The organism is Thermoanaerobacterium thermosulfurigenes, from assembly GCF_051201035.1.
Lineage (GTDB): Bacteria > Bacillota > Thermoanaerobacteria > Thermoanaerobacterales > Thermoanaerobacteraceae > Thermoanaerobacterium > Thermoanaerobacterium thermosulfurigenes.
Genome location: NZ_JBPODR010000003.1, coordinates 73,716 through 85,503 on the forward strand (window position 1 = coordinate 73,716; position 11,788 = coordinate 85,503).

The window sequence follows — 11,788 nt, forward strand, 5'->3', positions numbered from 1 at the left end:
ATTTAAAGGGAAGTGAAAGAATGGAAGAGATAAATGAAGAAATTGTTGCTGTCATTGAAGCTGCGATTTATGCGGCGTTTGGTCAGTATGGAAAGAATTTTCGCATAAAATCAATAAAGAGAACCGAATCAAATATGCCGGAATGGAGAAAAGCTGGCCTTTACAGTCAGATGAGATAGATGAGGAGGATGGAAATGAAAAAATTTATAGTGACTGTCAATGGTAAAAAGTATGATGTGGAAGTGGAAGAAGTAAAAGATATCGCAGGCGAGGAAAAATCGCCAGAAGAAACTGCTACTAAAAATAATGAGGTAAAGACAAGTGCAAAAAGTACACCGGTGGAAGTCAAAAATGAAGTCAAAGACGGTTCTGCCATCAATGCACCAATGCCTGGTACTATACTGGATGTCAAAGTGAGCCAAGGGCAGGCAGTCAAAAAAGGCGATGTGCTTTTGATACTGGAAGCCATGAAGATGGAAAATGAAATCACATCACCTTACGACGGCACAGTAATATCCATAAATGTTTCAAAGGGAGCTTCTGTAAATACAGGAGATGTGCTTTTGTACGTAAAATGATACAATGCTTGATATACACCTACTTTTTTGGTAGAATTATTTTGCCGGCATCTTGCGAGCTGGACATATTAAAATATTGCAGTGGTTCGACCGGTATCCAAAATGGAACTGGATTGGAGGTGTAAATATGACTTCAAAGCTCAGTGTGAGACAGATTACAGTTGCTGGTATGCTATCAGCCATATCTATTGTAATGGCTACAACCCCTTTAGGTTATATACCATTAGGCATTGCCAATGCTACGACGATGCACATACCAACTATAATAGGTTCTATATTAGAAGGACCTTATGTAGGAACTTTTATAGGTCTTATTTTTGGCGTATCCAGCTTTATAAGACAGAATACCCCGCTATTTGCAGACCCTGTGGTAGCGATACTGCCGAGGCTGCTTATAGGAATCGTAGCCTATTACACGTATAAGTTAACGAAAAGTTCTGGTGTTGCAGCGATTGCGGGAACTCTTACAAATACAGTTGGCGTGCTTGGATTAGCTGTTTTAAAGAAATATTTGACAGTGCAAGTCGCGCTTATGGTAGTGCTTAAAAATACAATATTTGAAGTTGTCATCGCAGTTATCCTGACAACAATCATAGTAAAATCTGTAAAAAGATATATTAAGTAAAAAAGCAGGCTATACGCCTGCTTTATAATATAGCATGAAAGGAATGTATCGAAATGCTGTTGGTCTTTGATGTTGGAAACACAAATATCGTATTAGGTGTTTACGATGGAAAAAGGCTTTTATATTCATTCAGAATCTCAACAGACAAGTCAAAGACGTCTGATGAATATGGAATATTGATAAAGCAACTTATTGAATACCGAAATATGCATTTAAGCGACATAAATGCCGTCATAATATCTTCTGTTGTGCCTCCTATAATGCACACGCTGGAAGCTATGACTATAAAATACTTCAATGTGTATCCATTGGTGGTAGGTCCAGGAATAAAGACAGGTATAAACATAAAATACGACAATCCAAAAGAAGTAGGTGCAGACAGAATAGTAAATGCTGTGGCAGCTTATGAACTGTATGGTGGACCTGTCATAATAATAGATTTTGGCACAGCCACTACTTTTTGTGCCGTCTCTAAAAACTGTGAGTATTTAGGTGGTGCTATTGCACCAGGACTTATCATATCTGCTGATGCTCTTTTTCAGAGGACTGCAAAGCTTCCTAAGATAGAGCTTGTAAAGCCCGAGAGGGTAATATGCAAAAATACCGTCGAAAGCATGCAGTCAGGATTGATTTATGGACATGCAGGAATGGTGGACTACATTGTCGCTAAGATGAAAAAGGAATTTGCGGAAAACGCCTATGTGGTAGCGACAGGTGGCCTTGCGAAGCTGATTGCACAAGAATCAAAAGTTATAAATACAGTAAATGACATGTTGACTTTGGAAGGGCTTAGGATAATATACGAGCGAAACATAGAAAAAGTGTGATTACTTTTTTTGCTGGACATTTGTTTTTTTGTCCAGCCTTCTTATTTTTGCGACAAAAAATATAAACAAAGGCAATATGACTTCAAAAATGACTGTTTCGTAGAAAAATTTGTCTTTTAAAAAATTGTACAATTCATCTATATTTGACGATACAAATACAGACATTGGGATCATTATGGCTGCAATTGGAAGCACAGCGAATCTGTAATCGTCGCAGTTCAACACATCTGAAAATCCCTTCACTATTATATAGGTAAAAACCGTTATTTTCATGAAAATGCCTTCTACCCAGATAGCCATTATGATAGAATCAAGCCTTGCAAAGTAATTGCTAAGCCTTATGGTGCGGGTCATTTCTAATGCAGTGAATTTAAAATCTGCAGTGGTTTTAGAACCGAATATTCCTATTGCAAGTACACCCAGCATAAGTGCAAAAGAGATAAACACAAGAGATATTACGCCGCTTTTTAAGACTTTTTTGCTGTCGGATATGTGTGGGAATATGGCTAATATTATTACGCTTTCCAGCATCCACGATATAAGTGGCAAAGCTCCTTTCATGGGTGGTAATAGTCCGTTTGCCAAGATGGGGAGGAAATTTTCAAATTTTACATAAGGTATTGAGAAAAAAATGACGAATGCCAAAAGTCCCATCCCAAAAGGAAATACCACTTCGTTCATTCTGGCAATTGCTACAAATCCTTTTGTGACAGCGTATGATGCTACAATCATCAATGCTAGTGAAAAGACTATCGGCGGTGTTTTAGGCATAAAAGCACTTCTCATGATTTCAAAAAGCTCTCTAAGCATTATCACAGCTAAGTGGATGAAAAATAAAAGGTAGAGGGATGCGATTATTTTGCCTATGATTTTTCCAAAAATATCTTCCAAAAAGGAAAATAGGGTTTTGTCTTTAAATATGGCGGATATGCCGTAATATAAGCAAAATACGGGGATGCTGAATGCTGTCGCCATTATTACAGACATCCAAGAATCCTGTTCAGCTTTTGATGCAACAATAGACGGCAAAAATATCGTTGCTGTAGACAGTACAACTGATACTATCAAGTATATGAATTGCTTTGGTGAGATCTTTTTTTCTGTTGTTGCTTCAAAACTCAATATATTCTTGAACATGTTCTTCTCCTTAAAATGTTTCTACATGGAATATTATTTGATTTATGTGCCAATTATATTCTGTATGTGTTTTTGGAATAATAAATTTGGAGATGGTTTTTATGGACAGAACTTATTTGGTGGAAAATTATAAAGAAATGGGGTTGTACGATGATATTGATAAAAATATAGATGTGCTAAAGACGTTATTAAACAAAAGCAGCGATGTGATTTTTAGAGAATTCAGGATAGGAGAAAAAAGGGTAAAAGGCTTTTTGGTTTGTGTGGATGGGCTTGTGGATAAGGCGCTTATAAACAACAATATAATGGAGCCTATAACGTTGGAAAGCAGAAAATTGGATGGCAATTATTTAAGCAAAAAAAACGTCTACGAATCCCTTTTAAATTACTTCATAACAACGGCAGATCTAAAGGAAGTAGAAAAATTTGGTGATGTCGTAGAAAGCATTTTAAGCGGCGATACGCCTGTTTTTGTTGACGGTGTGGACAAATCTATTGTGATAAGTACGAGAGGTTGGGAGCAGAGAAGTGTATCTGAGTCTACTACTGAAGCCGTTGTGAGAGGACCAAAAGAGGCTTTTGTGGAAACACTTAGGGTTAATACTTCCATGCTTAGAAGAAGAATAAAAAACCCTAATTTTGTCATAGAATCATTAAAAATCGGCAAGTACACCAAGACAGATGTGGCGATAGCTTACATTAAAGATGTAGCGAAAGATGAAGTCGTTGAGGAAGTAAAAAAAAGGCTTAATAAAATCGACATAGACGGAATCATAGACAGCGGGTATTTGGAAGAAATGATAGAGGACAATCCATTTTCACCATTTCCTCAGATTGAACATTCTGAGCGGCCAGACAAGATTGCTGCAGAGCTTTTGGAAGGGAGAGTCGCTATCATCTCAGATGGTTCTCCTGAGGTGCTGGTGGTGCCTACGATTTTTGTCCAATTTTTCCAGTCATCTGAAGACTATTACGAAAGGTACTATATATCGACTCTTTTTAGAATATTGAGGCTTGCGGCAATGCTGATGTCACTGACGCTGCCATCTATCTACGTGGCGGCTGTTACGTATCATCAAGAAATGATACCGTCGCCACTGGCTATATCTATTGCAGCCCAAAGGGAAGGAGTTCCGTTTACGACTCTCATGGAAGCATTTTTGATGGAATTTTTCTTTGAGATATTGAGAGAAGCAGGGATAAGGCTTCCAATGCAGGTTGGTCAAGCTGTAAGCATCGTAGGTGCTTTGGTCATTGGACAAGCTGCAGTGCAGGCAGGTCTTGTATCTGCTGCGACGGTGATCGTCGTGGCACTGACAGGAATAGCCTCATTTTCAATACCTGCATTTAATATAGCTATAACATTTAGGCTTTTAAGGTTTGCCATGCTAATAGTTGGAGGTACATTAGGCTTTTTTGGCATAATAATGGCGCTTATGATGATACTGGCACATTTAGCATCATTGGAGTCCTTTGGAGTACCTTATCTGTCGCCAATTGCACCTTCCAACACCAGAGAACTAAATGACGTGTTTATAAGGATACCATGGTGGGCTAAAATATTTAGGCCACATAAGGTAGCAGGGAGAAATGTGAAGAGGCAGAATTACACAAGAGGTTGAATTTTTCAACATCTGGGGAGGCATTGTTTATGAAAAGGGTTTTGATTTTGTTTATCATACTATCATTGCTTCTTACAGGCTGCTGGGACAAAAGGGAGATAAATGAGCTGGCGTTTGTACAAGGTATAGGGATGGACATAGACAAAGATAAGATGTGCAATATCACTGTACAAATTTTGAAGCCGGCAAATTTAGCTACAAGTTCTGGCGGCGGCGGAGGAGGTGCTGCGGCAGGAAAGCCGTATGAGGTTTACAGCTCAAGAGGTGTCGACTTTGCCAAGGCATTTTCGAATTTCAATACAGAGCTTTCAAGGACGCTTTTCCTCCAACACAATGAAATAATATTTATAGGTGAGAACCTTGCAAGATCAGGTATTTACAGCATGCTGGACTTTATCACGAGGAATCCTGAGTTTAGAAGGACATCTTATCTGGTGGTGGTATCCGGAGGAACCCTCGATGACCTTATGAAATTGTCAAAAAATGTTGAAAAGTATCCTTACCGTGAAATCCTCGGCATGATTCAAAACCAAAAAAACACGTCTTCAGCGTATGTATGTGATATAAACCACTTTGTAGAGACTTTAGAAACAGAAAAGGTCCAACCTATAGTAGGGAGATTGGAGATCGTAAAGAAAGATGGTAAGCCGCAGCACGTAAGATTTGTAGGTTCTGCAGCATTTAAGTATGATAAGATGGTTGGATTTCTGACAGAACAAGAGACAAAAGGCATAATGTGGATGGATAACTTGATTAAAAATACATCGCTTGTTGTTGATAAAGGACCAAAAGGAGACAGGACTCACATTTCATTTACTATAATAAAAGCCAATTCTACCATCACGCCTAAAGTAAGCGGTGAAGATGTCTCTTTTGATGTCAAAATCAATTTTGACTCAAACATGATAGAGCAGAATTCAAGGTACAACCTTACAGATCTTAAGATGATAAAAAGCCTTGAAAATCTGCAGCAAGAGAAGGTAAAAAGCGAAGTCTTGGATGCTTTAAACGCAGTTCAGAAAAAGTACAAGATTGACTCTATAGGATTAGGACAGAAGCTTCAAGAAAAATATCCTAAAGTGTGGGAAAAATTGAAGGACAGATGGGATGAGATTTATCCAAACGTAAAGGTGAATGTAAGCGTGAAGGCCACACTAAAGAGGTCTGGACTTACTTCAAAGCCAATTGAACCAAGGTAAAAGAGGGTTATATATGTTAAATGCATTGGGAGTAACAGTTATATTTTTGATAGTAATATTTATGGAAGTGCCTGGGCTTATAAAAAAGAAAAAGACAAAAGAAGTCGTAGCGTTTTTTATACTTGTTGCAATCGGGTATACACTTAATTTGTTAGTGGCTTTTGATGTTAAGATTACTGCTACAAATAAGCTCATTGAGATGCTTATGAAGCCTATAGAAAAAATATGGGGCAAATGAAGTAATTCTTCATTTGCCTTAAAACCATCTTGAAATATATGCCAGAAAGTAGTAGAATTATAAATAGTATGAGCACAATTTGTGCACATAAAGGATGGTTAATATGGATTTTGTAAAAATAGGCGAAAAGATAATAAACACCAAAAAGCTTCACAACATTATAGACAAAATGATCGAAATGAGAGTTAATGGTTTTTCACAGCAGGAGACGGCGTCAAAATTTAAAGTCGATAGAAGTTTTATATCAAGGTTAGAAAACATAGGCGAGGTGAGGAAAGGAGGAAACATTGCAGTAATAGGATTTCCAATTAAAAACAAAGAAGAAATTGAAAAATTATTGAAAGACTATGGCATTGATTTTATCTTGCTTTTGTCTGAAAAAGAGCGCCTTGGCATTGCAGATAATATGACGGGTGCAGAGCTTTTTAATATGGTTATGGACATAATCGCAAAGGTACAATCTTATGACACGATTATATTTCTTGGCTCTGACAAAAGGACAAATTTGATGGAAGCCATATTTGACAAAGAAGTGATCTGTGTCAACATAGGGCATTCTCCAATAACAGAAGATGTATTTGTAAAGCCTGAACTCATAATCGAGATTTTAGATACTTTAAGGAGATGATTTTGTGAAAAGAGTAGTGAGTGTAAGCATAGGCTCATCTACAAGGAATAACAGAGTAGAGACGGAGATATTAGGGGAAAAATTTATAATCGAAAGAATCGGCACAGATGGCGATATGAAGAAAGCCATAGAGCTTATAAAAGAGCTTGATGGAAAAGTTGATGCATTCGGCATGGGTGGTATAGACTTGTATCTTTACGCTGGGGAGAGAAGGTATGTCATAAAAGATGCGGTTCCACTTAAAAATGCTGCTAAGATATCGCCAATCGTAGACGGTTCTGGCCTTAAGAATACGCTTGAAAGAAGGGTAATAAAGTACATACATGACAACAACATAGTGGGCATAAAAGGCAAGAAAGTTCTCATAGTAAGTGCGATGGACCGGTTCGGCATGACTCAGACATTTCATGAGTACGGTGCTGATTTGACGCTTGGCGATATGATATTCGCCTTAGGTGTGCCGATACCACTTCATTCGCTTAAACTTCTTTACGGTTTAGCAGCTATTATAGCACCTATAATAGTCAAAATGCCATTTGAGATGCTGTACCCTACAGGGGATAAGCAGCTTTCAATAGACAGCAGAAAATACGAAAAATTCTATAAGGAAGCTGACATAATAGCAGGTGATTATCTGTTTGTCAAAAAGTACATGCCTGACGATTTAAAAGACAAAATTATCGTGACAAATACTGTCACAAAAGATGATGTAAAAATGCTTAAAGATAGAGGTGTAAAGCTTCTTATCACAACGACACCAAATTTAAATGGAAGGTCGTTTGGTACGAATGTAATGGAGGCTGTGCTCGTATCACTATCAGGCAAAAGTCCATCTGAGATGAAACCGGATGATTACAATATTCTTCTCGATAGGATTGGCTTTGAGCCGAGAGTAGAATATCTAAACGGCGAAAAAGCTTCAATAGAAAAGTAAATATTTTGTTGAAAGGATGATTTAACATGCACAAGTTCGCTTTTATCATACATCCAATTGAATACGAGGATGTCAGCAGAAAGTTTAAAATCATGAATAAATTGCCTCGCAGCGTTGTAGAGGGATTTACAAAAATGCTGCCGCCTCTTAAAGTATCGGAGATAACAGGTGTAAAAAGCAAGTATGCTGAAACGGAAGGATATTTTGTGGCTGTACCGCTTATCTCTAATCAGATGATGAGCCTTCCTGAGGATTACGTCATGAAAAAAATTATTAAGGCTGGCAAGATAGCAGAGAATTTGGGAGCTGAAATTGTAGGATTAGGCGCTTTGACGTCTGTAGTTGGGGATGCAGGAATCACAGTGGCAAAAAATCTAAATATTGCTGTAACTACAGGCAACAGTTACACGATCGCTACTGCCATAGAAGGCACAAAAAAAGCTGCTGAACTTATGGGAAAGGATATAAGGGATTCGGAGGTTGTAGTAATAGGTGCTACAGGTTCCATAGGAAAAGTGTGTGCTGAGATACTTTCCAGAGAGGCCAAGTACATGACATTGGTGGCCAGAAACAAACAAAAATTAGAAGACTTCAGCAAATACCTTTTGGAGAAGACAGGCATGGCTGCAAGAGTTACATCTGACGTAAAAGACGCATTGAAAACAGCAGACATAGTTGTGACAGTTACGAGTGCTGTAGATACCATTATAAAGCCTGAATACCTAAAACCTGGTGCTGTCGTTTGTGATGTGGCAAGGCCCAGGGATGTATCGAAGGAAGTTGCTGATGCAAGAGATGATGTATTGGTTATAGAAGGTGGTGTCGTGGAAGTGCCAGGCGATGTGGACTTTCACTTCAATTTTGGTTTTCCTCCAAAGACAAGTTATGCGTGTATGGCAGAGACAATGATACTTGCAATGGAAGGCATGATAGAAAATTTCTCATTAGGTAGAGACTTAACGGTGGAACAAGTTGATACGATAGCAAAATTGGCAAAAAAACACAGTTTCAAACTTGGGGGATTTAGAAGCTTTGAAAGAGCTGTATCAGAGGAAACTATAGAAAACGTGAGAAAGAATGCAGCAAGGAGATTAAAAGAAAACAGATTTAGTGCTGTATAATACTTGACTTTATTTGTAAACTGTTTTATAATATTCCACATGAAAATATAGACACAAGCACTGCATAAAGCAGTGCTTGTGTATTAATATTATCATAATTGATATGGCTTAAACATAGAATAAAATACAATATTATTGTTATAAAGGAGATTGGCAATATGGGTAAGCAAGTGATTTTAACTTATGATGGCTTAAAAAAATTAGAAGAGGAGTTAGACTATCTTAAGTCTGTAAAAAGGCCTGAAGTGGCTGAAAAAATCAAACAGGCCCGTGCATTTGGAGACTTAAGCGAAAACTCTGAATACGATGAGGCGAAAAACGAGCAGGCATTTATTGAGGGAAGGATAGCTACAATAGAAGCCATGCTTAGAAATGCTCAAGTCATCGATGAAGAGGATATCACCATCGACAAAGTAAGTGTAGGCTGCACTGTAAAAGTCTACGATGAGGATTTTAAAGAAGAGGCGGAGTACACGATAGTAGGATCGACTGAAGCAGATCCTATGAACAACAAAATATCTGATGAATCGCCTATAGGGAAGGCACTTTTAGGCAAAAAAGTAGGTGATACAATCAGTGTGGAAGTGCCAGCAGGCATAATAAAACTCAAAGTTTTAGAAATACACAAATAAATTTGGAGGAGTATTATGGCGAATACAAATGAAGTAAACAACAACGAAAACTTAAATGAGCTTTTAAAAGTTAGAAGGAACAAGTTGGACGAGCTTAGAAGCTTAGGCATTGAGCCTTATGGCATTGACAAGTTTGATAGGACTAATATGACCTCTGACATCAAAAATGATTATGACAAATTCGAAGGCAAGACAGTCACTATCGCCGGCCGCATAATGTCCAAAAGAGGGCATGGAAAGGCTTCCTTTGCTGATATACAGGACAGAGATGGAAGAATACAGCTTTACTTCAAGATGGATGTTTTGGGTGAAAAGAATTACGAAATATTTAAGATACTTGACATCGGCGACATCATAGGTGTGACAGGTGAAGTATTTAAGTCAAAGACAGGTGAAGTGACTATAAGGGTTCAGGATTTTAAGCTTCTTTCCAAGTCATTGCAAATACTTCCAGATAAATGGCATGGGCTTAAAGATCCTGATTTAAGATACAGACAAAGGTATGTGGACCTTATTATAAATCCAACTGTAAAGGAAACTTTCATTAAAAGGACTGCAATCATAAAAGCTATTAGGGAATTTTTAGATAGTAGAGGATTTATAGAGGTAGAAACACCAATACTTCACACTATAGCAGGCGGTGCGGCAGCAAGGCCGTTTATTACACACCACAATGCCCTTGACATCGATATGTACTTAAGGATTGCATTGGAACTACACTTAAAGAGGCTTATCGTTGGTGGACTTGAAAAAGTGTACGAGATGGGCAGAGTGTTTAGAAACGAAGGAATGGATATAAGGCACAATCCAGAGTTTACACTTTTGGAGTTGTATGAGGCATATACTGATTACCATGGAATGATGGACATAACAGAAAATTTATTTGCTTATGTAGCTGAAAAGGTAAATGGCAGCAAAAAGATAATATACCAAGGTACTGAGATAGATCTGACGCCGCCGTGGAGAAGGCTTACTATGATCGATGCCATAAAAGAATTCCTGGATATTGACTTTAACAAAGTATCCTCAGATGAAGAGGCTATAGAAATTGCTAAAAGGCATCATCTTGAAGTCAAAGAAGGCATGAAGAAGGGTGATGTGATAGCTCTTGTATTTGACGAGCTTTGCGAAAGCCATCTAATACAGCCCACATTCATAATTGATTACCCTGTTGAAATATCTCCGTTGGCCAAGAGAAAACACGACAATCCTGCACTTACATCAAGGTTTGAAGCATTTATATACGGCAGGGAAATCGCAAACGCATTTTCAGAATTAAACGACCCTATCGATCAGAAGGAGAGGTTTATAGAACAGCTTAAGCAGAGAGAAGCTGGAAATGATGAAGCTCACATGATGGACGACGACTTCATAAATGCTTTGGAAGTTGGTATGCCTCCTACAGGTGGATTAGGCATTGGAATTGACAGGCTTATCATGTTTATGACCGATGCTTATTCTATAAGGGATGTCATATTATTCCCTACAATGAAGCCAAGGACGGATCAAGATGAAACAAAAGACGATGGCGAATAAATTGTTAAAGCGAAAAACGGTTCATGAGAGCCGTTTTTTATTTTTAATCGTCAAAATTGGCGCAATACTTGTACGCCAGGATAAAAAATGTTATATTGATATAAAAATAAGTTCTTTTAAGGAGCATGGCGATGATAGATAAAGAGAAGATAAAAAAAGCAGTGTATGATATTCTTGAAGCGATAGGTGAAGATCCTAAAAGAGAAGGACTGTTAGAGACACCCGATAGGGTTGCCAGGATGTACGAAGAAATTTTTTCAGGCCTTCATGAAAATGTGATGGATGTAATAAAGACATTTAAAGAAGACGAGCATCAAGAAATAGTTATTGTAAAAGATATTCCAATGTACTCCATGTGTGAGCATCATTTGCTTCCGTTTATAGGTGTTGCCCATGTGGCTTATCTACCAAAAAAAGGCACAATCTTGGGACTTTCAAAGCTTGCCAGAATCGTCGATATTTTAGCCAAAAAGCCTCAACTGCAGGAGAGGCTTACCAGCGAGATCGCTGACACGATTGTAAAAGCTGCAAATCCTTTAGGGGTTGCAGTCGTCGTAGAGGCGGAGCACCTTTGCATGACGATGCGGGGTATAAAAAAACCTGGAGCTAAGACTGTAACATCTGCACTTAGGGGATTATTTAAGACAGATCAAAGGTCAAGAGAGGAAGTCATGCTCTTGATAAATGGAAAGCGATGATCACAGGGAAGGG

The 11,788-nt window shown here is 38.2% G+C and carries 14 protein-coding genes; 13 read left to right on the forward strand and 1 reads right to left on the reverse strand.

Features of this window, described 5'->3' with window-relative positions:
• Window positions 1-20: 20 nt before the first annotated feature.
• The 4 genes from HNR52_RS01760 (at window position 21) to HNR52_RS01775 (ending at window position 2,030) form a co-directional block, all read left to right on the forward strand.
• Entirely contained in the window at window positions 21-179 is a 159-nt protein-coding gene (locus HNR52_RS01760; protein ID WP_013787082.1) for a hypothetical protein, read from the forward strand.
• Window positions 180-194: 15 nt separating this feature from the next.
• A complete protein-coding gene (locus HNR52_RS01765; RefSeq protein ID WP_435619518.1) occupies window positions 195-578 on the forward strand; it encodes a biotin/lipoyl-containing protein in 384 nt (127 codons plus the stop codon).
• A gap of 127 nt (window positions 579-705) precedes the next feature.
• Window positions 706-1,203, forward strand: coding sequence for an ECF transporter S component (locus tag HNR52_RS01770; protein ID WP_435619519.1), 498 nt, complete (start codon window positions 706-708; stop codon window positions 1,201-1,203).
• 53 nt (window positions 1,204-1,256) lie between these two features.
• Entirely contained in the window at window positions 1,257-2,030 is a 774-nt protein-coding gene (locus HNR52_RS01775) for a type III pantothenate kinase (protein ID WP_435619520.1), read from the forward strand.
• Here HNR52_RS01775 and HNR52_RS01780 read toward each other — a convergent pair whose 3' ends face one another.
• Window positions 2,031-3,167, reverse strand: a complete 1,137-nt coding sequence (locus HNR52_RS01780; RefSeq protein WP_013787086.1) for a GerAB/ArcD/ProY family transporter — start codon at window positions 3,165-3,167, stop codon at window positions 2,031-2,033.
• A gap of 101 nt (window positions 3,168-3,268) precedes the next feature.
• On the opposite strand from HNR52_RS01780, the gene HNR52_RS01785 reads away from it, so the two are divergent.
• The 9 genes from HNR52_RS01785 to folE all read left to right on the forward strand — a co-directional run bounded on the left by HNR52_RS01785 (window position 3,269) and on the right by folE (window position 11,775).
• The gene (locus HNR52_RS01785; protein WP_435619521.1) at window positions 3,269-4,789 is read left to right on the forward strand and encodes a spore germination protein; all 1,521 of its coding nucleotides are present in this window, start codon (window positions 3,269-3,271) and stop codon (window positions 4,787-4,789) included.
• A gap of 29 nt (window positions 4,790-4,818) precedes the next feature.
• Window positions 4,819-5,988 (forward strand): Ger(x)C family spore germination protein, encoded by a 1,170-nt coding sequence (locus tag HNR52_RS01790; protein ID WP_435619522.1) that lies wholly within the window; start codon window positions 4,819-4,821, stop codon window positions 5,986-5,988.
• A 13-nt stretch (window positions 5,989-6,001) separates the two neighbouring features.
• Entirely contained in the window at window positions 6,002-6,226 is a 225-nt protein-coding gene (locus HNR52_RS01795) for a hypothetical protein (protein WP_013787089.1), read from the forward strand.
• Between the two features lie 103 nt (window positions 6,227-6,329).
• Window positions 6,330-6,854 (forward strand): hypothetical protein, encoded by a 525-nt coding sequence (locus tag HNR52_RS01800; RefSeq protein ID WP_013787090.1) that lies wholly within the window; start codon window positions 6,330-6,332, stop codon window positions 6,852-6,854.
• Between the two features lie 4 nt (window positions 6,855-6,858).
• On the forward strand, window positions 6,859-7,788 hold the full coding sequence (locus HNR52_RS01805; RefSeq protein WP_435619523.1) for a DUF8754 domain-containing protein: 930 nt from the start codon (window positions 6,859-6,861) through the stop codon (window positions 7,786-7,788).
• Between the two features lie 26 nt (window positions 7,789-7,814).
• A complete protein-coding gene (locus HNR52_RS01810; protein WP_435619524.1) occupies window positions 7,815-8,909 on the forward strand; it encodes an NAD(P)H-binding protein in 1,095 nt (364 codons plus the stop codon).
• Between the two features lie 158 nt (window positions 8,910-9,067).
• Window positions 9,068-9,541, forward strand: a complete 474-nt coding sequence (greA, locus tag HNR52_RS01815) for a transcription elongation factor GreA (protein WP_013787093.1) — start codon at window positions 9,068-9,070, stop codon at window positions 9,539-9,541.
• A gap of 15 nt (window positions 9,542-9,556) precedes the next feature.
• Window positions 9,557-11,077 (forward strand): lysine--tRNA ligase, encoded by a 1,521-nt coding sequence (gene lysS, locus HNR52_RS01820; RefSeq protein ID WP_013787094.1) that lies wholly within the window; start codon window positions 9,557-9,559, stop codon window positions 11,075-11,077.
• Between the two features lie 131 nt (window positions 11,078-11,208).
• Window positions 11,209-11,775: a GTP cyclohydrolase I FolE gene (gene folE / locus HNR52_RS01825; protein ID WP_435619525.1), complete on the forward strand. Its 567-nt coding sequence runs from the start codon at window positions 11,209-11,211 to the stop codon at window positions 11,773-11,775.
• Window positions 11,776-11,788 lie beyond the last annotated feature (13 nt).